Raw genomic sequence first — 24,356 nt, 5'->3', positions numbered from 1 at the left:
CTTCTCTTCCTTTCCTATCCTAGCGTATTACCGTGCCAGCAGTCCCTCGAACGCAGCTTGAGCGTCGTGCCGAATACGCTCCTCATCAAGCGTCAGGCAAGCCCCGTGTTTGACGACCTGTTTGCCATTCACCCAAACGTGTTCGACGTCTTTTGGTCCAGCAGAATACACGGTGTGCGAGATGAAATCCGTTCGCGGCAGAAAATGAGCCTGCTCCGTGTTCAAGGCGATGAAATCCGCCTTCATGCCAGCCGCAAGCTTCCCGGTGTTCGGCAAGAAGACCGACTTCGCGCCGTACTCCGTCCCCATCTTGAGTGCTTCTAGAGCCGGAATCGCCGTCGGATCCCCGGATACGCCTTTATGAATCAGCGCGGCCAAACGAATCTCCTCCAGCATGTCCAGGTTATTGTTGCTGGCTGCACCGTCAGTACCCAGCGATACCACGACTCCCTTCTTCAGGAGCTCCGGTACTCTGGCAACGCCGCTGGCCAACTTTAAGTTGCTACCCGGATTATGAGAGACGGTAACGCCATGAGAAGCCAAGACCTCGATTTCCTCGTCCGTCAAATGTACGGCATGGGCGAGCAGCGTCGGGCGGGAGAACATGCCCAGCTTCCGCAGGTGCTCTACCGGGCGAACGCCGTAATCGTTCACGTTCTGCTCCACCTCGGCGCGTGTCTCCGACATATGCGTATGCATCGGTAGATCGAGATCGTGGGCGGCTTGTACGAACTTCTCGATGAAAGCCGGCGGACAGGTATATGGCGCATGAGGCGACATCATCGTCGTGATGCGTCCTTCCGCTTTACCGTGCCAATTCTGGGCAAACGCGATCGCTTCTTTAAGCTTCTGATCCTGCTCTTCCGGCGAGCATAGCCCGATCGCTCCGCGCATCAGTACGGCGCGAATGCCGGATTCCTCGACAACCTTGGCGACTTCGTCCATCTGATCGTACATATCCAAGAACGTGGTCGTACCGCCTTTAAGCATTTCCAGTACGGACAGCGCCGTTCCGGCATAAACGTCAGCAGCGGTAAACTTGGCTTCCATCGGCCACATTTTCTCCTGCAGCCAGGTTTGCAGTACCATGTCATCCCCATAACCGCGCAACAGCGACATCGCCGCATGACCATGGGTGTTAATCAGTCCTGGCAAAAATAACAAGCCTTTGCCGTCAAACGTTTCGGCGCCTTCCACGCCTTCCGGGCGCTCTTCTCCGATATAGGTGATCGAATCGCCTTCAACAAGCATATATCCATGAATCACGGGGCGATTGGTCTCCAGTACGGCAAACGTCCCGTTCTTAATTAACCATTTACGACTCATACGTTGGCTTGTTCCTTTCCATCCTCCAGATAATATGCCAAGCTAAGCAGGTCTGTAGTGAAATCGGCCGCATGAATCCGCACTTCCGACGGCACCTTGAGAATCGTTGGCGCGAAGTTCAGGATGGCTCCGATCCCGGCCGCAACCAGCTCGTCTGCCACGCGCTGGGCTTCTGTGTCAGGTACCGTTATGATCCCAATACGGATATTATTCGCTCGTACCGTAGCTACCAGCTCCTCAATCGGTTGAATCGTGATGTTGTTGATTTGGGTACCGATCTTTGCTGGCGATGCGTCGAACACGGCGACGATTTTCATATTATCCTTCAAATAAGCATTATAATTCGAAAGGGCTTGCCCTAGATTACCGGCACCGACTAACGCCACGTTAATTTGCTGGTCCAGGTTGAGAATCTGTTGAATCTTCTCGATTAGGTAAGCCACGTCATAGCCGATCCCCTTCCGACCAAAATCGCCGAAATACGCTAAATCCTTGCGGATTTGCGCGGGATTCAGATCCAACTTCTGGCCCAGCTCCTGCGAGGAGACCGTGGGGACCTCCCTGCGGCTGAGTTCGTTCAAGAAACGCAGGTAAACCGGCAGTCTGCGGACGACGGCGTCCGAAATTTTTTCTGACTTCATGCTTCGTTTCCCCCTATTCTTCAATGCGATCAATAAAGCGGTTTAGGCTTCGGGATTCAACCATTCCGAGATGCGAGGTACCATTTGATTCATCGGCATATGCTCCATCTTCGGTCCGGGCAAAGAGTATAAAAAATACTTCCCATAGTAAGACTCCAGGATACGGGTATCATAAACGATTACGATGCCACGATCCTGCGAGGAACGGACGAGTCGCCCGAATCCTTGCTTGAAGCGGATAACCGCCTGCGGGACGGATAACTTCATAAATGGGTTTTTCTTCTCCCGCTGCAGTCGCTCACTCTTGGCTTCCACCAGCGGATGGTTCGGCGGTTGAAAAGGCAGCCGCACGATCGCTAAACTTGTCAGCGCCTCGCCGGGGATATCTACCCCTTCCCAGAAACTGCTCGTCCCCAGCAGCACCGATGCATTTTGACCCTGGAAGCGCCGAGTCAGCTTGGTACGGCTACCGCTGTCCATCCCTTGCCCGATGACGGTGATCCCCTGCGCCGAGAGCAACTCTTTCAGCGGGTCATACACCTGTCTCAGCATCCGGTAGGACGTAAACAGCACCAGCATGCGGCCTTGCGTAGCCACCGCGGAATCTGCCAACGACTGCACCAACGTGTTAATGAAGTGATCATCTCCCACGCTGCCCTTTACGCTCGGAAAATCACGTGGAATGACTAAGAGTGCCTGGTCCCGGTAATTAAACGGAGATGGCAACATCGACGTAATCAACCGTTCCTCTTCCGCCGCCTCCGTCAGACCCAACTGCTCGATCATATATTGAAACGACTTATCGACTGACAATGTCGCGGAAGTCATAACGACGCTTTTTTTCCGATCGAAGAAAAATTCCTTCAACTGGGCGCTAACGTCAATCGGCACCGCGTACATTTGCAGCGAGCGGCTGCGGTAATTCCCGTTGGCTTCCATCCAATAAACCGTGTCTTCGCTTTCCAGCTTCATGAAGAACCGCAGTGATTCCCGTTCTCCAGCTAAATCCTTAAACAAGCCGCTGATATCGGTAAGCAGGCTTTCCGCAGCATAATCATCCTGCTCCTCCCGAATCTCAGACATGAGACGATCCCCTTTGCGAAGCACGTCGCCCAGACCCACGTAAATCTGGTTTTCGAGCGCGGTCAGTGTCTCCCAATCCTTCGGCTTTCGGGTCGGCAGCAGCCGATATACGAATTGCCCCGGATCGCCGGGGGCCGCATCGCTGCGATCCGGCATCAAGCTGAACAGCAGCTCGCTGAGCTTGTCCCAGCTCTCTTTCACATCCACCAACGTTGGGTAGATGCCATCGATCACTGCGCACCATTCCGCAGCTTTCTCCGCGGACGACGCATCTATCGAGCTCCGAAGATTAGCCAACTGCCCTGTCTTGCTGTCTTTAAACAACCGGGTCAGCGTATGGACCACCGTAAAGTATTTCATATGAATGCCAAGATGCTTGCCGGCCACATCTTCCAAATGATGCGCCTCATCGATGACCAGCCGCTCATAGCCTGGTAGCAGCTGGTGCCCGGCCTGAATGTCCGTAAACAATTTAGAGTGGTTCGTGATGACCACGTCCGCTACTCCGGCTTCGTGTTTGGCACGATGATAGAAGCATTTGCGGAACCAGGGGCAGGATCGGCCTAAGCAGGATTCCGATTCACTGGCTACCGTCTCCCAGAAGTCGCCGCCGCGGTTTCCGAGATTCAACTCTTCATCGTCGCCGTTTTCCGTTTGTGTCAGCCACACAACCATTTGCGCGGCCGTCATCACCTCTTCTTTAGGTGTTGCGAAGTCTTTTCTATTCATTTTATGTTCAAATTTGCGCAAGCACAAATAATGCTGCCTTCCTTTAAATACGGCTGCGCGGAAAGGAAAAGGCACGACTTCCGTCAATAGCGGCACGTCGCGCTCCCGCAGCTGCTCCTGCAGGTTGATGGTATGAGTGCTGACCATTACCTTCTCTTCATTCTTTACACTGTGGTAAATGGCCGGCAGGAGATATCCCAAGGATTTACCGGTCCCCGTTCCGGCTTCGACCAGCAGATGCTTGTCTTCCTCGAAAGCCCGCATGACCTCATTCAGCATCATGTTCTGGGCTTCTCGCTCCTCATACTGCGGCAAACGCTCTCGCAGCCGTTCCCGAACCTGTTCCATGAACTGCTCGAACGTCACATCCGCCAGCGGATTTCGATCCGAACTGTCCCTTGGCGCTTGGATGTCCAGCCAATCCTCCACCTGCAGGGCGAATTGACGATAGTACACGAAACCATCTTCGCTTGGCATCGCCTCGCGTTCCTTCTCCTGCGTCATCGCATCGAAAAACCAGCCCAAATCGCTGTCCTCGCCTGCAAACAGATCGGCCAGACGCTGCAAAGTCAACAGCGGCAGCTGCGCGCATTCCTCCAGACATTTCAGGAAAATGAGCGCCGTCGCCAGCGCATCGCTGTCCGCCTGATGCGGCCGATCATGCTCCACTTCAAACTCCGCCGCCACCAGCCCGAGCTGATAGGAAGTAAGCGAAGGAAACAGGATTTTCAAGAAATCCATCGTATCCAGAATGCGGCCGGTAAACGGCAAATAGCCTGTTTTGTCCAAAGCGCTCTGCAAGAAATTAAAATCGAATGCAACATTGTGCCCGACCAAGACGACGTCGTTTAGAAGCGGAACCATCTCCACCATCACTTCGTCTAGCTCCGGCGCATCCTTGACATCTTCCTCTGTAATTCCCGTCAATCCCGTAATAAAAGGAGGGATCGGAACACCTGGTTTCACGAAGGAACGATACACCTGCGATATCGTCTTATCCGGTTCTATAATGGCAAGTCCCACTTGAATAATTTCATCGGAGGACTGGTTACCCGTCGTTTCAAAATCAAGCACTGCGTATTTCATTGCTATTAATTGTCCCTTCATTCCAGTCTCTTTACAGCATAACAGAAGATAACCGATTTGAAAATTAATACAAACGGGATCTGTAATAAAAATCACAAAACAAAACAAGCGATGCGCCGCTTTAAGCGGAATTTCGCATCGCTTCATAATTCAAGCCGTAAATAAGTGCGTTCAATCGGAATGAGACCTACAATAAGGAAGTCAGTTCCGGACTGTAATGCAATTTCCCTGTGCTGTGCGTGCAGGCCTCCAAATTGGCCAGTGGCTCGGGCAAGGACGGATCGCTGTGATGAGCCAACTTGAAGTACTCTTTTGCTTTGGTAAACACACCTTTTTGCGCCTCAATGCATCCGAGTGCGTTGTAAATGATGGAACGAAGCCGTTTGTTCGTCGCCTTCTCCAATACCAGCCAGAAATGCTTCGCGGCTTTGTCGATTTGCTCCAGGTGCAGATGGCACATTCCCATGTAGGTCTGGGCGAGCACACTGTCAGGAAACTGCTGCATGACCTGCTCAAATTGGGACAATGCCTGAGGAAACATCAGCAGTTTGTAATACCCTTGCCCTTTGATAAAAACGGGGTCATCCAATTCAGGAAGATCGGGCGTCTCCCTGGATGCCAGGCTCCCAAACGCATGGCGCAAATATCCCATTTTCTCCTCGAAGCATAACCACTCCTCGATGATCCCGTCGCTCATATGCTGAAGCAGGCTCCATTTCTTAGCCAACTCCAGCTTTTGAGCGTTACCGGCCAAGGGATATTTCCGTGTGATTTCGTCCAACATCTCATTCATTTCCGCAAACACATGCTGAAACATCATTCGCATCCCCCCCAACGAAAATGAAATCAGTCCGAGCCTTACGTTCATTTTTTGTTTCGAGGACCGTTTTCATTCCCGCAGGGAGGAATTACACTTTTTTGAAGGCTTTATTCTGACTTTGGTAACTGTGGCGGATTCCGCAAGCTTGGGGTCCTCAGCGGGTCGGGGGTTGGAGGCGTATGTTCCTTTGTTCCCCAAGGTGGCCGATTCCGCAAGAGCTAAGACGCGAATTGTATGCGAAAAATCGAGTACAATTCGGCGATATCGGTGATTCTGACGGAATGTATTCGAAATTTCATGCATAATTGTACGTTGGAAGGGCGATGTCCTGGGATCTGTATGAAAAACCGAATAGAATACGGTTTTTGGGTTATTCGCGGCAATTTGTATATGAAAAATCAAATACATTTCGGCGTTTTCGATGATTCTGACGGAATGTATTCGAAATATCATACATAATTGCGTGTTGGGAAGGCAATGACCCGCAATCTGTATGAAAAACCGAATAGATTATGGTTTTTTTGTCCTTTGCGGCAATTTGTATACGAAAAATCGAATACATTTCGGCGTCTTCGGTGATTCTGACGGAATGTATTCGAAATATCATACATAATTGCGTGTTGGGAAGGCAATGACCCGCAATCTGTATGAAAAACCCAATACATCACGGTTTTTGGGTCATTCGCGACAATTTGTATATGAAAAATCGAATACATTTCGGCGTCTTCGGTGATTCTGACAGAATGTATTCGAAATATCATACATAATTGCGTGTTGGGAAGGCAATGACCCGCAATCTGTATGAAAAACCGAATACATCTCGGTTTTTGGGTCATTCGCGGCAATTTGTATATGAAAAATCGAATACAATCAGCGAGCAACGTTGACCAGGTGCGTAGCGTAGCTGGAGGCTACGTGAGCACACGGAGGGCCCGGCTGAATTCAAGATTCGACGCCGAGCCCTCCCCTAAGTCCACTTCGTGATCCGAAGATGACTTTATGAACTACCTTATTTTAGCGGATCATGGCGTGAAGTTCTTGGTGCGCCTTCTCCACCGGCTTATTGTTCTCGTCAACGAACACAACCGTTGGTTTATGGCTGCGTACCTCTTCTGCCGACAATTGGGCGTAAGAAATGATGATGACACTATCGCCCGGCTGCACAAGACGTGCTGCCGCGCCGTTCAAACAAATGACGCCGCTTCCGCGAGGCCCCGGAATCACATAAGTCTCCAGGCGGGCACCATTGTTATTGTTTACGATTTGCACTTTCTCATTCTCCAGCAGATCGGAAGCCTCCATCAATTCCTCATCAATCGTGATACTGCCGACGTAATTCAGATTTGCTTCCGTCACCGTCGCGCGGTGAATTTTCGATTTCATCATCGTTCTATACATCAGTCGTTCACCTTCTTCGTTAAGATAACGTTATCGATCAGCCGAGTCTTGCCAAATTTCACGGCAACCGCAATCAACACGTCGCTCTGTCGTCCGGCAACATCTAGCCGGTCTCCGCCCGCCAGCGGGGACAGTCCCGGAAAATCAGCAATCTCCACATAATCAATCACGGCCAGCGGTTCAGCTCCAATCGAATCGCGAAGTTCGGCGAGCACCTCTCCTGCGGTCACGTTGGCTTCCGCATTTGCCTTAGCCTGAACGGCCAGCAGGCTGCGAGACAGGACAAGTGCGGCCTGCCGCTCTTCCGCACTCAGGTATACGTTTCGGGAGCTAAGGGCAAGGCCATCGGACTCACGCACAATCGGACAAGGAACGATCTCAACATCAAAATTCAAGTCCAACACCATCTGCGCGATGACCGCCACCTGTTGGGCATCTTTTTGCCCGAAATAAGCCCGGTCTGGCTGCACGATATGCAGCAGCTTGCCAACGACGGTCGTAACGCCGTCAAAATGACCCGGACGCGACGCCCCGCACAAGACGTCCGTTAAATCGGCAACCTTAATATTCGTTCGCGTCGGTTGGGGATACATCTCTTCAACGCTGGGTAGAAAGACAAAATCTACGCCCTCCCGCTCGGCCAAGGCCAGATCTTTCTCGGGATCTCGGGGATACCGCTCAAAATCCTCATTAGGGCCGAATTGGATCGGGTTAACGAAAATGCTTAGAACCACCAAGTCGTTCTCCGCCCGCGCTTTGCGCAGCAAGCTGGCATGCCCCTCGTGCAAAAATCCCATCGTCGGCACGAGCGCGATCTTGATTGGTTTTCCATTCCTTGCCGCTGTGAACCGCGCTTCCTTCAACTGTTCACGAAGCGGTCGTATATTTGTAAAGGTCATCATGACCGGACTTCCACCTTTCCTTTACCGTACAGCGTACCCAGGGATTCCTGCACGCTTTGATCCGCACGGAAGGCATGCTCTTCCGCCGGGAACGAACGATTCTTGACATCGGCCACGTATTCCGATATGCCGCGACGCACCTGTGCTCCGAGGTCGGCATATGTTTTGACGAACCGTTTGTCCCGGTAATCCGCGGTATATTTCAAGACGTCATGGTAGACCAACACTTGGCCGTCACAGCCGCGCCCTGCCCCAATACCGATCGTCGGAATGGATAGCTCCCGGGAAATCGCCGTCGCCACCTCTTCAGTAACCAGCTCCAGCACAACTCCAAAGGCGCCGGCGCGTTCCAGCGCTTTGGCATCGTCCATTAGCCGTTTGGCATCCGCAGCGTCCTTGCCCTGCACCCGGTAACCACCGATCTGATTGACCGATTGCGGCGTCAAACCGATGTGCCCCAGTACCGGAACACCTGCTTGCACGATAGCCTGAACGGCCCCGGCAATCTCTGCGCCGCCTTCCATTTTGACAGCGTGAGCATGGCCCTCCTGCATCAAACGGCGGACGTTCCGCAGCGTTTCGTCGATGCTTCCGTGATAGGTCATAAACGGCATGTCGGTGACAATGAACGTATGCTGCGCTCCGCGTGCAACCGAACGGGAATGGTAAACCATGTCGTCCAGCGTTACGGGAATCGTCGAGTCATACCCGAAAACCACGTTGCCCAACGAGTCCCCAACTAGCAGCAGATCCGCCCCCGCCTCCTCGGCCAACTGGGCCGACGGATAGTCGTATGCGGTGATCATGGCCAGCGGGATGCCGTCCTGCTTCATCTTTTTCATTTTTACGATATTTAAAGCCTGTTTACCTGCCATTTGATCCATCTCCTTCGGTTTAGGGGGTGTGCGAACCTTGAAAAAACGCGCACAACAAAAAAACCTTTTAGTTTGGCACTAAAAAGGTCCGAAGTCCAAAGAAGAGTTCATTCCTCGTTCTTCTGTCTCGGTCCTTCTTACGGCTCAGAGCAGAATCCAACGCAACTTGATCGTGGTTGTTCATGTCGTCATCCGACAGTGGAACATTCACTTTACATACCTCCGACGAGCGCCCGGAGTGCAGTTCGGATCTTTACCGATACCGCCTCCTGTGCTCAGTATAACAAATTACGTTCTATTTTTCATCCGCCAAGTTGTACTTCTCCAGAGAAAATCGTGAAATGTTTGCCATCTTGATCCAGAAGCAATAAGGCACCGCTAGGATCCAAGCCGGTTGCCGTACCTTTTAGCACCCTATTCGGGGTATGAACGGCAATCTCACGGCCGAGTGTTACCGACAACGCCTCCCACAAATGCCCCACCGGAGCAAACCCTTCCTGCGTATATAGCTCGTAAAGCTGCTCCATTTCAGTCAGGACTGCGCCAATAAGTGCGGTCCGATCGATTCGGCGTCCGCTCTCCAGCGACAAGGAGGTGGCGATAGTTGTCAGCTCCTGTGGAATATCCTTCGCCTCTAAATTTACGTCAATACCGATGCCGGCAACCGCAAAACGGATCAACTCGTCTTCGGCGACCGATTCAACGATGATGCCGCACAGCTTTCGTCCGCCCACCAAGATATCGTTGGGCCATTTGATTCCGGCATCTACGCCGCCAACTTTGCGCACGGCGCGGCACACCGCCACCGCCGCAAGTAAGGTCAATTGCGGTGCGATCGATAAAGGCTGCCGTTCCGGTCGCAGCAGCAGGCTCATCCAAATTCCCTTGCCGGGAGGCGAATACCAGCGCCGGCCTTGTCGCCCGCGCCCGGCTGTCTGCTCTTCGGCAAGTACCAGCGTGCCATGCGGTGCCCCTTCTTCCGCCAACTTACGAACCTCCTCCTGCGTGGAGGGAGTTGATTCCAGCAGCTTCAGTCTCCGCCCGAACATGCGGTTTCCTTGCAGCGCATGCAGCAAGCCGATTTGGCTCAACTTGTCCGGCTGGCGAATCAGCCGATATCCTCGCCGCGGTGCCGACTCGAATTCATAACCTTCCTCGCGCAGCTTGGCAATTTGTTTCCACACTGCCGTCCGGCTGATCGATAGTCGGCGACTGAGCTCCTCGCCGGATATATATTGCCCCGGATGCTCCAGGAGCATGTCAATCAATCGAGTTGCTTCCATTTTCCTTCCCCCCCGTTTCGACATGTTGAAGAAGGGTCTGCCGATCATTGGGCAGCTCACCTGCGGCAACCGCAAGCAGCAGTTCCCGCAACAGCTCGCTAAGCCAAGGGCCGCCTTTGCGGCCGGCGGCTTGCAACACTTCGCCGCCGCTGACGGCGAGCTCCTTCAGCGTGTGCACGCGCACCTCGCGGTGCCAACGGGCCGCGTTGGTCAACATGGCCTGGCCGGCCTGCCGCCATGCGTCGTCGCCCGAGGCCGCTTGCAGCACCGCCTGCTGGCGGCGCAGCCACAGCCCGGCGGTCTCGCGGCCGAACGCGACCTGCAGGCCGATCCAGCCGCGCCGTTGCTCGCGCTCGCCCGGCGCCCCGGTCTGGATGGCTTCCCACGCCTCGTCAAAGCGGACGATCCCAGCCGCCTCCTGGGCGGTCTGGTTCGGGAACGTCCAGCTTTTGAGCAGCGGGGAAGCCGCCTCGCCCGGGGCGCCTAGGGCTTGCAGCAGCAGCGACCAGCGCAGCGCCGGCGGCGCGGGCTCCAACAGCGGCAGCGCGCCCAGCAACGCGCGGCGTGGCGGCTCCCGATGCAGCAGGCGCTGCGCCAGCGCAGCTTCTGCGCCGAGGGCCTCGCCGCCCGCGTCCGCCACCGCCTGCGGCGCGGCCGGTCCCAGCGCCGCTTTCGCATGCCGCAGCAGCCCGCTGCGTTCCAGCAGGGCCAGCCCGCGGAGCGGGTCCGGGCCCAGCACGATCTTCTCCAGCTCCATACGCACGCGTTCCGTCGCGATATAACCAAGCTTGTCCCTGCCATCAAGGAGCGCCTTCCACAAGCTCTTGACTGGGCGGAAGCCAAACGTCGAAGCAAACCGGACGGCTCGCATCATCCGCAGGGCATCCTCCTCAAACCGTTCTTCGGCAACGCCAACACAGCGGATCAGCCCACGCTCAATATCAGATCGGCCGTCAAACGGATCAACCAGCTCGCCATCCAGCCCACGGGCGATGGCGTTCATCGTAAAATCGCGCCGCCGCAAATCCTCGGCAACCACATCCACAAACTCCACCGAAGCCGGACGACGGTGATCCGCGTAATCCGACTCCTTGCGGAACGTCGTCACTTCGAACGCCTGACCTTCCATCAGCACCGTCACCGTGCCATGTTGAATTCCCGTCGGAACCGTGCGTTCAAACAGGCGAACCACCTCGTCCGGTTTGGCCGAGGTGGCGATATCCATATCGTGGACCGGGTGCCCCATCCATTCATCGCGAACACAGCCCCCGACGAAAAAGGCCTGGTGCCCGCCATCCCGCAAGACGCGCAGCACGTTCTCCCCTTGCACCAGCATGAGGGGGTCGACTTGACTCCAACGAATCGTCTCGATTGCGGACACCTCCCTTCCAATAAACTATAATCTATCGTAATCCATACGGCACAACAAGCGCAGGGCACCTAGCCCTGCGCCGATTCTGTCTTTAGGTTCCCTAGCCCTCTCGCCAATTCAACTCTAGCTGCAAGCCGGATTCAAAGTTGGCAGTTGACGATTGAGCACACGATAATAAATCTCTTCATAAGCCGCCGTCGTCATCTCGCTGCTGAACTCTGTTTTCGCCCGGTTCAAGCAAGCTTCGCGTATCCGTGCAGCTAGATCAGGGTCCTGCAGCAGCGCGATGCAGTGCTCCGCCATCTGCTTCGTATCGCCGATCGGGGCGAGGAACCCCGTTTCTCCGTGGGTCACCAGTTCCGGAATCCCGCCGGCGATCGAGCCGACCGTCGGCACGCCGCAAGCCATCGCTTCCAGGGCGACCAGGCCGAAGCTTTCCTTCTCCGACGGAAGCAGCAAGACGTCAGCCATTGAAATGACATGGGCGATATCATCCTGTTTGCCGAGGAAATGCACCCGGTCGGCGAGGCCAAGATCCTTGATTTTGCATTGGATTTTTGGCAACTCCGGCCCTTCACCGACAAACAGCAGTTGGGACGGAACCTGCTCGTTCACTTGATGAAAAATATCGACGACATCGCTGACCCGTTTCACCGGTCGGAAATTCGAGACGTGCATCAGCACTTTCTCGCCTGGCGCGGCAAAATCCATCCGGCAGCTCTTCGCGTCCCTTGGATAATATACCCTTTCGTCAACGAAGTTGTACGTCAAGTCAATATCCCGGGTGATGTCCAGCACTTCCCGGGTTTCCCGCATCAAATCGCGCGAGACCGAAGTCACAGCGTCGCTTTCATTAATTGCCAGCCGAATCAAATCCTTCAGCGATTCGTCTTGCGCCAATACCGTAATGTCTGTCCCATGCAGCGTCGTTACGACCTTTAACGAGTCGCCTACCATCTGTTTGGCGAGGAATGCGCAAACGGCGTGCGGCACCGCATAGTGCACGTGGAGAATGTCCAGGCCTTGCGTTTTGGCTACCGTGGCCATTTTGGTCGCTAGGGACAAATCATAGGGCGGATAACGGAAAACGTAGTAATCGCTAACCTCAACTTCATGGTAAAAAATGTTCTTATGGTAACTCCCTAAACGAAAAGGAACGCTATGCGAGATAAAATGGACTTCGTGGCCCTTTTCCGCCAGCAATTTTCCCAGCTCGGTGGCCACAACCCCCGAACCGCCCAAGGATGGATAACAGGTGATGCCGATTTTCAAAAATGGTTCCATATGGTGGGGGCCTCCTTTGTTGTTGTTCCCTCTTCCAGCTTATGTGCGTAGGGAGCCGAATAGATTTACCGGATAAGCCGTTTTCGTCATGAACCCTTCCGCAAACGGGATCAGTGAACGCTGTCCAATCAGCGAGTCCCGAGCTTTCACGCGTTCCACATAGCCCTGGTTAAGCGGGGTCAAGGCGACGTCTTCGCCCGGCGAACCCGCCTCGAACTGAGAACGGTAGCACCGCAGAGCCCGCTCTTTTTGCTCGTAGATTGCGCTCACGTCGACGACCAAATCCGGCGTTTTCCAATCATTGATGAAATAAAAATAAAGCTCGGGCGCAGGCACCGCCGGCTTGTCCGGCATAAACCGGCGCAGTTTGGCGTTAAATACCGCAGCCTCCACCAGCTTACTGCCATCGATATGGTCGGGATGACGGTCCTCCCAGTACGGGGCGAACACGAGTCGTGGTGCGAACCGGCGAATGACCTCGGTGACTGCAGCCAGTTGTTCCGCCGATCCGGTCAACCCGCGATCAGGTAGTCCCAGATTGACACGGGTCGCCAAGCCCAGCACTTTGGCAGCCGCTTCGGCTTCTTCCTTGCGTAGGACGGGATTGCCGTTGGAGGACAGCTCAGCTTCGGTTAAGTCGCAGATGCCGACACGGTAGCCCGCGGCGGTATGCTTGGCGATTGTGCCGGCCATACCGATCTCGGCATCGTCTGCATGCGCCCCGAAGATCAGAATATCCAGCTGTTCGCTCATTTCGTTAACCCCGGTTTGTGCATCTCTACCAACTCGCGCCAGCCGAAGTCGCCGCGGTCCAAGGCACGCACCAGAATTTCCGCCGTCGCCATGTTGGTCGCTACCGGAATTCCATGCACGTCGCACAAACGCAGCAGTGCGGTGATATCGGGTTCATGCGGCTGCGCCATCAGCGGATCGCGCAGGAAAATGACCAGGTCCATCTCGTTCTGAGCAATTAACGCGCCGATCTGCTGGTCCCCGCCCAGCGGCCCCGACAGAAACCGATGGATTTTTAACGATGTATTATCCATAATCTGCTGTCCGGTTGTTCCGGTGGAATACAGCCTTTTATCTTTAAATACATGCTCGTAAGCGATGGCGAAATTGACGATATCCTCTTTCTTGCGGTCATGAGCAATAAATGCGATGTTCAACATATGCTATTGTCCCCTTTAATCTTCCATAAAATGGTCGAAACCGTAAATCATGCCCTTGCATTCAATCACTTTCTTGATCGCCAAATTGACCCCCGGCATGTAGCCGGCACGATCATAGGAATCGTGACGAATTTTAAGCGTCTGGCCGAAGCCGCCGAAAATGACCTCTTGCTGTGCAAATACGCCCGGCAAACGAACGCTATGTATCCGGAAACCGTTATAATAACCGCCCCTTGCCCCCTCAATCGTCTCTTCCTCGTTCGGGTTCCCTTGGCGCAACTCCTCCCGGCTCTGAGCGATCAACTCAGCCGTCTTCACCGCCGTCCCCGAAGGGGCATCCAGCTTCTGGTCGCCATGGTATTCGATGATTTCCAGGTGCGGGAAATACTTCGCCGCCTGTGCTGCAAATCGCATCATCAAAATAGCCCCGATGGAGAAGTTCGGCGCTATCAACCCGCCGATATCTCGGGCTTGGCAGAGCTTGTCCAGATTCTCGATTTGCTCCGGCGTAAACCCGGTCGTACCCACAACCGGCGAAACGCCGAGCCGGATCGCCAACTCAGTGTTGGCGTAGGCGGACTGCGGCGTTGTGAAGTCGACCAGCACCCGCGGCTGCGTCTCGCTGAGCGCTTGCTCCAAATCGCCCGTCAACGCTACGCCGCAGGCCGGAAGGCCGACCATCGTTCCGGCATCGAGGCCGGCATCCGACAAATTCACGGCGGCAACCAGTTTCAGCTCCGGATCCTGGAGCACCATCTTCACCACTTCTCTACCCATTCTGCCAGCAGCTCCCGCCACGGCTACTTTGATTGGTTCCGACATCTTGATCTCCTCGCATTCTCTACTATGATGATTGCTTGATTTGATGCTTCAAGCGCTGTTCCATCTCTTTCAGCTGTCCGGCCGCACCGGCATCCAAAGGAAGGGCCGACGCTTCGCGTACGGCCTGAAGCGCCAGTTCGTAGCATTCCAGCTCGCCATAGGCGATGGCCAGCCATACCTGTGCATCCAACGACAACGGATCGAGCTCCACGGCGCGCTTTAGCATGCGGGCTGCCGGTTCGGCTGCGGATTTCCGCTTGTTGCCCGCCTTCTCCAGCTGCCGTCTGGCCATTTGGGTTAATTCCATGGACTGCAAACGGTCGTAATGCAGTTTATATTCGTCCTGCGCGGGCTCCAGAGCTGCAGCCAGGCGTGCATGTTGAAGCGCCTTATCCAGTTGCCCGCTCCGGGCGCAGGTAATCGAGTACCGATAATGGATATCCGCGTGATCGGGTTGATCGTCCAATGCTCGCTCGAACCAGTGCATGGCCTGAGCAAAGTCGTTTTCATAGATGCTTCGGTAAGCTCTTTGCAAATAATCCTCCGCCTTCATGTGCTATCCCCCTTTACTGTAGGGATGATCATACTAACAGCATATGAAGGATGACCCTATTCGGTGTCCTTTTTCGTCCATCGATCCGCATCGCGGGTCGCGAATTTATGCATGACCCGATCATGGGCCTCGGTCAAATTAATGCCAAGCGAATTAGCAAAGCAGATCGTAATGAACAGAATATCGCCTAACTCCAGCTCGATGGAATTATCCGGCTCGTCCTTCTTCTTCGGCTTTTCGCCGAAGGCATGGTTGACCTCACGGGCCAGCTCTCCTACTTCCTCAGACATTCGAGCCAGCATGGTTAGCGGGCTGAAATATCCTTCTTTAAACTGCGATATGTAACGGTCTACTTCGCGTTGCATATCCGCGAGAGATTTCTCTGTGTTCGTATCCAAGCGCCGATCCCTCCGCCGTTTGTCCCGTTTTCCCCTATGTTATCGTAAGTAGGTGACGAAAACAAATCATTTTTTAATCTGCATGGAAAAAGGTATACTAGGAGAGGCAGATCTAACCAAATGCCATTTATCGTTGGAATGACAACAACTACTTTAGGGACAGGTGAATTTTTTTCATGGAATCAAGCAAATTTTCCGGAATTCTCAAAACGCTGCTGCCGATCTTATTGGGTACGGCCATCTATGCGTTTGGACTCCTTTATTTTATCTTGCCCAACCAACTGATGGAAGGCGGGGTCACCGGCATCACGCTGCTGCTGAACTATGCGTTTGGCATCTCACCTTCGCTTTCGAACCTGCTGCTGAATATCCCTTTGTTTCTCATCGGATGGAAGATCCTTGGCGGACGACAAATCATCTGGACCGGGATCGGGATCGGCTCGCTGACCTTCTTCCTATGGCTGTTCGAGCGGATGATCCGTGGCGGCTGGATCCTGCCGTTCGAGACACAAACGGATTATATCCTCGTTTCGTTATATGCGGGGGTAACGCTGGGGGCAGGTCTTGGAATCGTATTCCGTTTTGGAGGGACGACGGGAGGCTCTGATATCGTGGCCCGGATACTAGGGCGCAAATACGGGTTCAGCATGGGACAGGTCATATTAACACTGGACATCGTCATTATCGGATTGTCGCTCTTCTATATTAGGAAGGAAAATATTTTGTATACGCTTGTGGCTGTGTTTATCGCCTCCAAAGTCATCGATTTTATTCAGGAAGGCGCGTATTCCGCCAAAGCGTTTACGATCATCAGCGATCATGCGCCGGCGATTGCCGACATCATCACGAAGGAGATGGATCGCGGCGTGACGTTGATTCCGGCGATTGGCGCCTACTCCAAGCAAGCGAAGCATATGGCCTATTGCGTCGTGTCGCGTCAAGAAATCCGGCGACTCCAGTCGATAGCAAAGTCAGTTGATCCGCGAGCGTTCATTATCATCAGCGACGTGCATGACGTGCATGGGGAAGGGTTCAAGGAAGATTAAACGCGAAGCAGACATCACAAAAGCAGAGAGGCTAAGGGAATCCTTTGCCTCTCTGCTTTATTAATCCAACCCGAACATAAATTTAGCGGTAAAATATGTCCTTATTTCGCCTCAAAGTCACTTATCTCGATAATACCATTTTTTACCCTTATCCAGCCGAAATCCAAGTTTCCCGCAACAATAAGGGGATCCTTTACCGCTATCGTCCGCTATCGCCCTTTATCGTTCGCCATCACTTACAGCCTGTACCTACGCGTGTCCTCTTCCCTGCGTTGCTCCCGCACTGCGGTAACCGTTTGCGAGGCGCGATACTTGCGAATTCCCGTGTAGGTCAGGGCAAGTACGATCCAAAGCCCGATCAACCCGCTCCAATACCACGGGCTGTCAAAGCCGGTAACCGGCAGGAATACAGGCTCGTCTCCCCGTCGTCCGAACAACCCTTTTAGCACGCCTCCCCCTTGAGAGATGGCCTCCTTCAAGGCTGCCTCATCCCAGGTTCGTTCCCCGCTCAACCGACCGACATATGACAACCAGGAGTCGAACTGATTGACATTGGAGGGCGGGCGTCGAATCACTGCGGCAGGACGTACCACTTCGTAATGGCCCTCTAAGGCCTGGAACGCCTTGCGCACCTCCGCCGGTTTCCCGCCCGCACGCGCGCGGTTCATCTGCTGCAAGTTATCGGCCATGACCTTATAATACTGCTGCCATAAGGCCTTGTCCGGATGTAGCAGACTGTTTACCGCCAGCCGCAAGCGAGCCGAGGATAACGCCCACGCCTCAGGCTGGATCTCCGCCTTAACCAACGTCTCCTTGGTGTCCATAATCGTTTCGGCCAAGGCATGGATTCCCTCCACCGACGTCAATCCCTTAAAAGACACGCCTTCCAGCGCGCCGATCAACGTGTCCATGTCGGCCAGCGCCTCTGGGGCATTTCCTTGCTGCATATGTTCATACAAACGCTCTGACGCCGCTTCGAGCTGCTTCAAACGCTCACTGCGCTCCTGCTCCGACAAGGATGGCGCGGCGGTCGATGACGTTCCTGCCTTACTCCCGGTTCCGTTCCCTACCGGTTGAGCTAACACCACCGTGTTCCAGAGCAGCATCGCGGCAAGTAAAGCCAGTGCGGCTACAGTTCCTTTCACCCAAGATCTTCTCACGGACATCCCCTCCCTACCTTCATGGTATGGCAGGCTGTCCACCGTTAGAACCTTGCTCTTAGGCGCGTTTAGCCTGTTTCAACGCAAGCCAACCGGCTGCAATACTGGCTAACGTTAAAACCACGGTAAAGACGGCAACCTCGGATACATTATCCCATAAGGTCTCCGGCAACCAAGGATAAACCTCATACGTGTAGTCCACGGTATCGTTGAGCAGCGTCCAGGCCCCCGCTCCCAGCAGCATTAAGGGCCCAAACTTGTACAATCGGACAAACAGCAGCGATTCCACCGCCATCGCCAAGTGGGAGGCAACCAGCATCCAGTCCTGCCAAACGAGATCCCCGCCCTGATACGCACCGGCAAAAATCATCGACACGGCCCACACGCCGTATTTCACGCTCGTCACAACGGCCAATCCCTCAATTAAGGTGCGTATGCGAAAGTATTTCTTCAATGGTCCCGGAAACAGCAGAAACATCAAGCTTAGCGTAAAGAATAAGCTCGCCGTCGGGCTATCGGGAACAAAAATGATCTGCCAATGCGGATGGTTTTGCCAAGTATCCGCCAGTTGGGCATCATACCAAATGTACCCATAGACCGTTCCTAGCAGGTTACATACAAACAAGGCCCAGAGAATGAAGCGGGAAGATAGAAAAGACGTACTCCAAAGATCCGATAGTTTCAACGTGATATCCCTCTTTTATATGAAAATGGCACCGGTCTCATGAAATCGGCGCGCAAGCTTAAAAAAAACCTGACCGCATCACGATCAGGTTTTCACATACTTCTTATTTTACTGTTCCGCTTTTTGTTTCGCAAGCCATTCGGCCAAATGGTCGATGTCCTGATCTGTCAGTCCGGCACTGATTGCCGTATCGTACATTGGAGGCATCTTGCCGTTAAAACCTTCTTTAATAATGGTAAGAATCGCTTCCTTATCATGCTTGTCGCCAACTCCACGCAGTGAAGGTCCGCCCGCTCCTTTTAGGTCCGCGGCATGACACGATACGCAAGTGGCTTTCTTATAAAGTTCCATCGCCGGATCTTCTTTGTCCACGATGGCGACCTCTTCCTGCGATTTTGCATTGGACGTCGGCAACCCTTTTTCCCGATTTTCCCGAGCTTTCTCTTCCCGTTGAATATGTTCCGGCACCTGTCCCGTCGCTTCCAGCTCATGCTGGTAATGCGTCCAGGCGAAGTTCGTCAAATATACAACTGCGGCAATCGACAGCAACATGAGCGATGAAGCGATCGGACGTTGATAGAAGCGGCGCTCCTTGCCCCGATCCAGGAAAGGTGCTAGCAGCAGTCCACCAAACATCACGCCTGGAATGCCCATCGTACCCAATACGACGTAATCGCCGGAAGCATACGGATATTTCAAATATTGATACAGAAACAGGAAGTACCAGTCCGGCATCGGAATAACCGAAGCGGTCGGATTGGCCGGGAAGCCAAGCGGAGCCGGTTCGGAAATGGTCAGCACCAGGAAGCCGACGAGCACGACGACGCCGACCATCCATTCCTTCAGCAAAAAGTTAGGAATGAACGCTTCCGACTTGCCGGGATAAGCCGTATAATCCGGCGGCGTGATAAAGCCTTTGCCCTTGCGGACGCGGGAATCGCCGACGAACACGACTTTTTCCTTTGAATTGTCATGATGAGCCATGTCCCTTTTGCCCCCCTTCTCTTATAGAAGTAGTTCAATATTCATCTTTGGATCACGAAGCACTTCTTACAGCGGACCGGAAATCCCTTGTCTGCGGATCATGATAAAGTGACCAACCAGGAGGATCAACAATACCGCCGGAAGGAAGAACACGTGAATGGCAAAGAACCGGGTTAACGTTTCCGCGCCTACGATAGAACCGCCCTGCAGCAGCTCCTTAATGACCGGGCCTAGCACCGGTACGGAGTTGGCGATTTCCAAGGTTACCTTCGTGGCGAAATAGGCTTTGTTGTCCCATGGCAGCAGATATCCCGTCAAACCAAGACCGATCATGACGAAGAAAATCAACATCCCAACAATCCAGTTCATTTCACGCGGCGCTTTATAGGAACCGGTAAAGAAAACGCGAAGCGTATGTAGGAACATCATGACGATAACCAAGCTTGCCCCCCAGTGGTGCATCCCGCGGACGATTTGGCCAAAGGCGACCTGTGTCTGCAAGTACTCCACACTGGCATAAGCGTTAATAATATCAGGAACGTAATACATGGTCAGAAACATCCCCGACAAGATCTGGATGACCGTGATAAAAAACGTCAAGCCGCCGAAGCAATACACAAACGCGGAGAAGTGATGCGCCGGGTTGACGTGCTCCGGAACCTCGTGATCGGCCACATCGCGCCAGATCGGCGTGATATCAAGACGTTCGTCAATCCAGTTGTACACATTTTTAAACATCCGAATCTACGCCTCCTTATTTCACGATGGTGTTCGGGATGATATCCCCCAGGTAAACCCAATCGTCCTTAATCATAACCTTGTACTCGTCAAGCGGCTTCGATGCGACCGCCAACTGCTTACCTTCCTTGGTGTAATGCGCACCATGGCAAGGGCAGTGGTATTCATCCGGAAAATTCGTATCGTTATTCCATCCGATCGTACATCCCAAATGCTTACAAATCGGTGAAAGCGCATAAATATTTCCGCTCTCGTCCTTGCGAATCCAAGCCGTAAGGGAAGCCGTACTTAGGTACCAGCCGTCTTGCTGCTTGAGTTCGAACGAAAATTCCTGCGGTTCGCTGGTGATTTTACTAACTTCCACAACTTTGACGAAAGCACCTTCGCCCTTCTTATGCAGAATCGGATCAACCGCGAAACGAACCATAGGAAGCGTCACCCCACCCACCATGAATGCAGTGGCGCCCCCAAGCGTGTATGTAAGAAATTGCCGACGGGACATCTCTTTGCGAATAGGCGGTTTATGCGAGGTTTCCTGCTGGTCATGCTGATTGCTCATATGTCTTCAACCCCCTTTGTCAAGCAATTGTTTCCGTACGTTTCAATGATAAATATCACAATATCGTGTAAGACATATTAATAATATATTAGCGTTTTAAGAGCGTCAAGAATTTGACACATTTTTTTGGGCACATAAAAGCTTGTCGTTCTTGAAATTGTCGATATTTTGTCACAATCCCAAACCCTTCTTTGCTTGCCACAATTCTTGTACGGCCACCTTCACTTGTCCTGCAGCGCCCTCCCTGGAATCCGGCGAAAAACGGCGTAATGTCACGATTAAATCGGCATCCGGCAGTTCCCCATCGGACCATTCAAATTCAGCGGAGACGACAAGGACATGAGCAAACCCGCTAGACTTGACATTTTGGCATACGTCATTAATTGCCTGTGGCAAATCCTGTGTTCGATATTGGAAAGACGGGTACGTGACCACTCTCCCTTTGAAAGGAATTTCTACCCAATCGAGGATATCTCTCAGTCTTTCCAACTTTTCCGTTACTTCATACGGACGTTCCAAGCCGGTTAATCCCGTTACTGGAATCACGCAAGTGTCCAAATATGGGCGCAGCTCCTCCCAAGCGGAAGCTTCGATTTCACTGAATTTCATGTGATAACCCCTTTTTCGATTCATGTCTCCCCATTATAAACAGGGATCCTTGACAAATCCATCCTTCCTGTTTTACTATCGATCTGGAATCCAGATCGAACTGCAATTCAGATTGATTTCCATATCCAGTATGAATTTTAAACACCTTGCTAAACCAGGAGGAGGAAAAATGAGCAGCAACAAGAAGGCTCCTATGCCTATCAGCGCCGAGCAAAGCAAGCTCCTCGAAAGCGCCTTACGGATCAAAATCCTGAACGTGTTGGCCAATGAAGCTCACACCTCCAAACAGGTTGCAAATCTGTTGGGCAAGACCCCCGGCAATGTGCATTATCATATCCAGAAGCTATACGACGGCGGGCTGTTGGATTTAGTCAACACCCAGACGGTTGGCGGCGTTGTCGAGAAGTATTACCGTTCTAAGACAACATTCTTTAAACCGGAACAGTTCACTGAATTCAATTATCTCGAAGATGAGCCGCCATACCGGGCTGCGACCCGGTTACTTCTATCCCCGGCTCAATATCAGGATTTCATCGACGAGCTCGATGCCCTGATCCGCAAATGGGAAGCCAAGGACACCGATGGAGCCGAATACGGCGTATTATTCACCTTGGGTCGCGTGCAGGACAGCGACTCGGGTTCCGATTAACTAGAAGGAGGATCCGCATCTATGAATCTTGAAACTTCACAACCGGAAGAGGGCGCAGCCAGTCAGGCGATCCGACCTGCAGACGAGCCCGCAGCCAAGAACCCCTTCTCAGGATTCGCGGAGCCGTTCCGTAAATCCAAAGCATTCCCTTATTTGTGGCTTGGACAGCTCGTTTCTTTCCTCGGCAGTTCCATTACCTTGGTCATCCTGCCGATCATCGTCTATTCCTTAACCGGCTCGACGACCACGATGGGCCTGCTTATGGCTGCGTATATGCTTCCAAACATCGTCATGTTGCCTATTTCCGGTACGTTGGTTGACCGTTATAATCGCACGAATTTAATGTTACTGACGGATTTGCTTCGCTTTGCGGTCATGGTCATCCTCTCAGCTTTACTGTTTGCGAACGCTTTAACAATTCAAATGCTTTTTATCCTGGTCACCTCGTACGGCTTAATGGACGGCTTGTTTCAACCCGCTTATGCGGCAACTCGTGCCACCGTGTTTACCGCCGACATCCGCAACTCCGCTAATGCGCTAACGCAGATCAGCAATCAAGCGGTTCGCTTGATCGGCCCGTCTCTGGGCGGCGTGCTGGTCACATTCTTCTCAGCAGGTTGGGGTGTTGCGCTTGATGCCATGTCCTATGTCATTTCGTTTCTCTGTTTATATGCGCTTCGGAGGCTCGTTCCCTATCAACCGAAGGCTGCAGGCCATAGCGCGGGCATGGGCGCTGACTTCAAGGAAGGTTTGGCGGTGTTAAAAAGCAAACCTTGGCTCTGGATCACCATCCTAGCCTTCTCCTTAGTCAACATCTGTTTTGGCGCCATCGTCACTGTGGTTATCCCTTGGCTATTCAAAATCCACCTGGATTTGCAACCCTATGTATACGGCATCGCCGTGACCTGTTCAGGAGTGGGCGCCATTGGAGCCGGCTTGCTCTTTGGCACGAAGAAACGTTTAAGACACCGCGGCCTAATCGCTTACGGTGGAGCTTTGATTAGCGGTATTGCCCTTCTGCTGATGTCCGCAGCGCCAGCTCCGGCCGTACTCTGCGCTCTCTTTGCCGTAGAAGGATTCGGAATGATGATGTTTGGCCTGATCTGGGAAACCAGTATGCAGGAGATGGTTCCGCAGGAGACGTTCGGCCGCGTGGCCAGCCTGGATATGCTGGGGTCGTTCGCCCTGCTTCCGGTCGGTTATATCATCGTCGGCTGGCTAGCTGACTCTATCGGCGGCCTGCAAACGATCGCGCTGTTTGCAGCGATCGGTTCTTTGGCCCTTCTGGCTGTCATGTTCACCCCGGCCGTCCGGAATTATGATTAACGCCACTGTTTACAAAAAAAACCGTCCCATCCGTTCATCCTTCATGTGAACAGACGGGGCGGTTTGCCTTTAGCGCTCTTCCAAAGTTTTCAGTTCATCCGTCAGGAGCCGGAAGGCATCCTCATCGCCATTCGCCAAGGCGGTATCGATCTCGCTGTAGATCTGTTCAGAGCGATGCTTCCGGAGCGCTTCGTCCCATATCATTTCCGCCGCCAATCCAAGCATTGCTTCATAAGTAACCTTCATCTGATCCATAGGATGCACCTCCAAACCATCGTTAAATGATCCTATATTCTTTTCCTTTCACCACATAGCTTTCCGTCGTCCGCCGCATTCGCTCTAAATCGTCTTCGGTTAGCTCCCGAACGACTCGGGCTGGTGAACCCAGAGAAAGAGTATAAGGTGGAATTTTTGCATTTTCCGTCACTAAAGAACCTGCTCCTACTAAAGCATATTCACCGATATCTGCGCCGTTTAGGACGATCGCCCCCATACCGATTAATGTGCCTGTGCCTATACGGCATCCGTGAATGATAGCGGCATGTCCCACGGATACGTGATCGCCAACGATCAAGGGCTGAGAAGCATTGACATGTCCAATCACGCCGTCCTGAAGATTGGTACGTTTACCAACGACGATTTCCGCTAAATCGCCCCGAAGCACCGCATTATACCATATGCTGGACTCGCTTCCTATCCGGACGTCTCCAATCAGCTTGGCTCCTTCCGCGATAAATACGCTGCCGTCGACCTGAGGTAATTTTCCTTGGTACGGGATCAACATCGCCACTCACTCTCCCTCTTGATTTGCGAGTGATTGTACCCATTCGAACTGCTCTTTGTCAACGGGTTCGAA

Annotated in this window: 26 protein-coding genes; 3 read left to right on the top strand and 23 right to left on the bottom strand. The window is 53.2% G+C overall.

What is annotated here, in order from left to right:
* Positions 1–27: 27 nt before the first annotated feature.
* The 15 genes from KJS42_RS11000 to KJS42_RS10930 form a co-directional block, all read right to left on the bottom strand.
* Positions 28–1,326 carry an amidohydrolase gene (locus KJS42_RS11000; RefSeq protein ID WP_155605318.1) on the bottom strand — a complete coding sequence of 433 codons (1,299 nt, stop codon included), beginning with the start codon at positions 1,324–1,326 and terminating at the stop codon, positions 28–30.
* Complete coding sequence (locus KJS42_RS10995; RefSeq protein ID WP_272491425.1) at positions 1,323–1,991, bottom strand: redox-sensing transcriptional repressor Rex; 669 nt, start codon at positions 1,989–1,991, stop codon at positions 1,323–1,325. The genes KJS42_RS11000 and KJS42_RS10995 overlap by 4 nt, the downstream gene beginning before the upstream one ends.
* 18 nt (positions 1,992–2,009) lie before the next feature.
* Positions 2,010–4,865, bottom strand: a complete 2,856-nt coding sequence (gene dinG, locus KJS42_RS10990) for an ATP-dependent DNA helicase DinG (protein ID WP_213622847.1) — start codon at positions 4,863–4,865, stop codon at positions 2,010–2,012.
* 187 nt (positions 4,866–5,052) lie between these two features.
* Positions 5,053–5,685: a tetratricopeptide repeat protein gene (locus KJS42_RS10985; RefSeq protein WP_306433133.1), complete on the bottom strand. Its 633-nt coding sequence runs from the start codon at positions 5,683–5,685 to the stop codon at positions 5,053–5,055.
* 1,014 nt (positions 5,686–6,699) lie between these two features.
* Entirely contained in the window at positions 6,700–7,083 is a 384-nt protein-coding gene (gene panD, locus KJS42_RS10980; protein WP_155605320.1) for an aspartate 1-decarboxylase, read from the bottom strand.
* Positions 7,083–7,985 (bottom strand): pantoate--beta-alanine ligase, encoded by a 903-nt coding sequence (panC, locus tag KJS42_RS10975; RefSeq protein ID WP_193416008.1) that lies wholly within the window; start codon positions 7,983–7,985, stop codon positions 7,083–7,085. The genes panD and panC overlap by 1 nt, the downstream gene beginning before the upstream one ends.
* A complete protein-coding gene (gene panB / locus KJS42_RS10970; RefSeq protein WP_213622846.1) occupies positions 7,982–8,860 on the bottom strand; it encodes a 3-methyl-2-oxobutanoate hydroxymethyltransferase in 879 nt (292 codons plus the stop codon). Before panB ends, panC begins: the two co-directional genes overlap by 4 nt.
* 302 nt (positions 8,861–9,162) lie before the next feature.
* Positions 9,163–10,143, bottom strand: coding sequence for a biotin--[acetyl-CoA-carboxylase] ligase (locus tag KJS42_RS10965; RefSeq protein WP_213622845.1), 981 nt, complete (start codon positions 10,141–10,143; stop codon positions 9,163–9,165).
* The gene (locus KJS42_RS10960) at positions 10,121–11,479 is read right to left on the bottom strand and encodes a CCA tRNA nucleotidyltransferase (protein WP_213622844.1); all 1,359 of its coding nucleotides are present in this window, start codon (positions 11,477–11,479) and stop codon (positions 10,121–10,123) included. Before KJS42_RS10960 ends, KJS42_RS10965 begins: the two co-directional genes overlap by 23 nt.
* Positions 11,480–11,638: 159 nt before the next feature.
* The gene (gene bshA / locus KJS42_RS10955; protein WP_213622843.1) at positions 11,639–12,799 is read right to left on the bottom strand and encodes an N-acetyl-alpha-D-glucosaminyl L-malate synthase BshA; all 1,161 of its coding nucleotides are present in this window, start codon (positions 12,797–12,799) and stop codon (positions 11,639–11,641) included.
* 39 nt (positions 12,800–12,838) lie between these two features.
* Positions 12,839–13,552, bottom strand: coding sequence for a bacillithiol biosynthesis deacetylase BshB1 (bshB1, locus tag KJS42_RS10950; RefSeq protein ID WP_155605325.1), 714 nt, complete (start codon positions 13,550–13,552; stop codon positions 12,839–12,841).
* The gene (mgsA, locus tag KJS42_RS10945; RefSeq protein ID WP_155605326.1) at positions 13,549–13,971 is read right to left on the bottom strand and encodes a methylglyoxal synthase; all 423 of its coding nucleotides are present in this window, start codon (positions 13,969–13,971) and stop codon (positions 13,549–13,551) included. The genes bshB1 and mgsA overlap by 4 nt, the downstream gene beginning before the upstream one ends.
* Positions 13,972–13,986: 15 nt before the next feature.
* Positions 13,987–14,793 (bottom strand): 4-hydroxy-tetrahydrodipicolinate reductase, encoded by an 807-nt coding sequence (gene dapB / locus KJS42_RS10940; protein ID WP_155605327.1) that lies wholly within the window; start codon positions 14,791–14,793, stop codon positions 13,987–13,989.
* Positions 14,794–14,815: 22 nt separating this feature from the next.
* On the bottom strand, positions 14,816–15,346 hold the full coding sequence (locus tag KJS42_RS10935; RefSeq protein ID WP_193416003.1) for a tetratricopeptide repeat protein: 531 nt from the start codon (positions 15,344–15,346) through the stop codon (positions 14,816–14,818).
* A gap of 56 nt (positions 15,347–15,402) precedes the next feature.
* The gene (locus KJS42_RS10930; RefSeq protein WP_155605568.1) at positions 15,403–15,711 is read right to left on the bottom strand and encodes a nucleotide pyrophosphohydrolase; all 309 of its coding nucleotides are present in this window, start codon (positions 15,709–15,711) and stop codon (positions 15,403–15,405) included.
* 209 nt (positions 15,712–15,920) lie between these two features.
* Here KJS42_RS10930 and KJS42_RS10925 point away from each other — a divergent pair, with 209 nt between their 5' ends.
* On the top strand, positions 15,921–16,790 hold the full coding sequence (locus KJS42_RS10925) for a YitT family protein (protein ID WP_155605329.1): 870 nt from the start codon (positions 15,921–15,923) through the stop codon (positions 16,788–16,790).
* Between the two features lie 236 nt (positions 16,791–17,026).
* Here the strand turns inward: KJS42_RS10925 and KJS42_RS10920 are convergent, their stop codons facing one another.
* The 6 genes from KJS42_RS10920 to KJS42_RS10895 all read right to left on the bottom strand — a co-directional run bounded on the left by KJS42_RS10920 (position 17,027) and on the right by KJS42_RS10895 (position 21,525).
* Positions 17,027–17,950, bottom strand: a complete 924-nt coding sequence (locus KJS42_RS10920; RefSeq protein ID WP_244868446.1) for a sporulation protein YpjB — start codon at positions 17,948–17,950, stop codon at positions 17,027–17,029.
* Between the two features lie 58 nt (positions 17,951–18,008).
* On the bottom strand, positions 18,009–18,635 hold the full coding sequence (locus KJS42_RS10915; protein WP_213622842.1) for a DUF1405 domain-containing protein: 627 nt from the start codon (positions 18,633–18,635) through the stop codon (positions 18,009–18,011).
* Positions 18,636–18,743: 108 nt separating this feature from the next.
* A complete protein-coding gene (locus KJS42_RS10910) occupies positions 18,744–19,619 on the bottom strand; it encodes a menaquinol-cytochrome c reductase cytochrome b/c subunit (protein WP_213622841.1) in 876 nt (291 codons plus the stop codon).
* A 66-nt stretch (positions 19,620–19,685) separates the two neighbouring features.
* Entirely contained in the window at positions 19,686–20,357 is a 672-nt protein-coding gene (qcrB, locus tag KJS42_RS10905; protein WP_155605332.1) for a menaquinol-cytochrome c reductase cytochrome b subunit, read from the bottom strand.
* 16 nt (positions 20,358–20,373) lie between these two features.
* Positions 20,374–20,916 (bottom strand): Rieske (2Fe-2S) protein, encoded by a 543-nt coding sequence (locus tag KJS42_RS10900; protein WP_155605333.1) that lies wholly within the window; start codon positions 20,914–20,916, stop codon positions 20,374–20,376.
* Between the two features lie 171 nt (positions 20,917–21,087).
* Positions 21,088–21,525 (bottom strand): DUF2487 family protein, encoded by a 438-nt coding sequence (locus tag KJS42_RS10895; protein ID WP_213622840.1) that lies wholly within the window; start codon positions 21,523–21,525, stop codon positions 21,088–21,090.
* A gap of 169 nt (positions 21,526–21,694) precedes the next feature.
* On the opposite strand from KJS42_RS10895, the gene KJS42_RS10890 reads away from it, so the two are divergent.
* Both KJS42_RS10890 and KJS42_RS10885 read left to right on the top strand, forming a co-directional pair.
* Entirely contained in the window at positions 21,695–22,174 is a 480-nt protein-coding gene (locus KJS42_RS10890; protein ID WP_193415999.1) for an ArsR/SmtB family transcription factor, read from the top strand.
* Between the two features lie 21 nt (positions 22,175–22,195).
* Complete coding sequence (locus tag KJS42_RS10885; RefSeq protein WP_213622839.1) at positions 22,196–23,500, top strand: MFS transporter; 1,305 nt, start codon at positions 22,196–22,198, stop codon at positions 23,498–23,500.
* A gap of 69 nt (positions 23,501–23,569) precedes the next feature.
* Here KJS42_RS10885 and KJS42_RS10880 read toward each other — a convergent pair whose 3' ends face one another.
* Together KJS42_RS10880 and KJS42_RS10875 are read right to left on the bottom strand one after the other, a co-directional pair.
* Positions 23,570–23,755 carry an IDEAL domain-containing protein gene (locus KJS42_RS10880; protein ID WP_155605337.1) on the bottom strand — a complete coding sequence of 62 codons (186 nt, stop codon included), beginning with the start codon at positions 23,753–23,755 and terminating at the stop codon, positions 23,570–23,572.
* Between the two features lie 22 nt (positions 23,756–23,777).
* Positions 23,778–24,284, bottom strand: a complete 507-nt coding sequence (locus KJS42_RS10875) for a gamma carbonic anhydrase family protein (RefSeq protein WP_213623014.1) — start codon at positions 24,282–24,284, stop codon at positions 23,778–23,780.
* Positions 24,285–24,356: the final 72 nt, after the last annotated feature.

Origin of the sequence: Paenibacillus sp. J53TS2 (genome assembly GCF_018403305.1) — a bacterium.
Taxonomy (GTDB): Bacteria; Bacillota; Bacilli; order Paenibacillales; family Paenibacillaceae; genus Fontibacillus; species Fontibacillus rhizolycopersici.
This window is presented reverse-complemented; position numbering and strand designations above follow the sequence as displayed.

Coding starts and splice junctions, on each gene's coding strand:
- KJS42_RS11000 (WP_155605318.1), bottom strand. CDS start 1,326: ATGAGTCGTAAATGGTTAATTAAGAACGGGACGTTTGCCGTACTGGAG.
- dinG (WP_213622847.1), bottom strand. CDS start 4,865: ATGAAATACGCAGTGCTTGATTTTGAAACGACGGGTAACCAGTCCTCC.
- KJS42_RS10985 (WP_306433133.1), bottom strand. CDS start 5,685: ATGATGTTTCAGCATGTGTTTGCGGAAATGAATGAGATGTTGGACGAA.
- panD (WP_155605320.1), bottom strand. CDS start 7,083: ATGTATAGAACGATGATGAAATCGAAAATTCACCGCGCGACGGTGACG.
- panC (WP_193416008.1), bottom strand. CDS start 7,985: ATGATGACCTTTACAAATATACGACCGCTTCGTGAACAGTTGAAGGAA.
- panB (WP_213622846.1), bottom strand. CDS start 8,860: ATGGCAGGTAAACAGGCTTTAAATATCGTAAAAATGAAAAAGATGAAG.
- KJS42_RS10965 (WP_213622845.1), bottom strand. CDS start 10,143: ATGGAAGCAACTCGATTGATTGACATGCTCCTGGAGCATCCGGGGCAA.
- KJS42_RS10960 (WP_213622844.1), bottom strand. CDS start 11,479: ATGCTGGTGCAAGGGGAGAACGTGCTGCGCGTCTTGCGGGATGGCGGG.
- bshA (WP_213622843.1), bottom strand. CDS start 12,799: ATGGAACCATTTTTGAAAATCGGCATCACCTGTTATCCATCCTTGGGC.
- bshB1 (WP_155605325.1), bottom strand. CDS start 13,552: ATGAGCGAACAGCTGGATATTCTGATCTTCGGGGCGCATGCAGACGAT.
- mgsA (WP_155605326.1), bottom strand. CDS start 13,971: ATGTTGAACATCGCATTTATTGCTCATGACCGCAAGAAAGAGGATATC.
- dapB (WP_155605327.1), bottom strand. CDS start 14,793: ATGTCGGAACCAATCAAAGTAGCCGTGGCGGGAGCTGCTGGCAGAATG.
- KJS42_RS10935 (WP_193416003.1), bottom strand. CDS start 15,346: ATGAAGGCGGAGGATTATTTGCAAAGAGCTTACCGAAGCATCTATGAA.
- KJS42_RS10930 (WP_155605568.1), bottom strand. CDS start 15,711: ATGCAACGCGAAGTAGACCGTTACATATCGCAGTTTAAAGAAGGATAT.
- KJS42_RS10925 (WP_155605329.1), top strand. CDS start 15,921: ATGGAATCAAGCAAATTTTCCGGAATTCTCAAAACGCTGCTGCCGATC.
- KJS42_RS10910 (WP_213622841.1), bottom strand. CDS start 19,619: ATGGCTCATCATGACAATTCAAAGGAAAAAGTCGTGTTCGTCGGCGAT.
- qcrB (WP_155605332.1), bottom strand. CDS start 20,357: ATGTTTAAAAATGTGTACAACTGGATTGACGAACGTCTTGATATCACG.
- KJS42_RS10900 (WP_155605333.1), bottom strand. CDS start 20,916: ATGAGCAATCAGCATGACCAGCAGGAAACCTCGCATAAACCGCCTATT.
- KJS42_RS10895 (WP_213622840.1), bottom strand. CDS start 21,525: ATGAAATTCAGTGAAATCGAAGCTTCCGCTTGGGAGGAGCTGCGCCCA.
- KJS42_RS10890 (WP_193415999.1), top strand. CDS start 21,695: ATGAGCAGCAACAAGAAGGCTCCTATGCCTATCAGCGCCGAGCAAAGC.
- KJS42_RS10885 (WP_213622839.1), top strand. CDS start 22,196: ATGAATCTTGAAACTTCACAACCGGAAGAGGGCGCAGCCAGTCAGGCG.
- KJS42_RS10880 (WP_155605337.1), bottom strand. CDS start 23,755: ATGGATCAGATGAAGGTTACTTATGAAGCAATGCTTGGATTGGCGGCG.
- KJS42_RS10875 (WP_213623014.1), bottom strand. CDS start 24,284: ATGTTGATCCCGTACCAAGGAAAATTACCTCAGGTCGACGGCAGCGTA.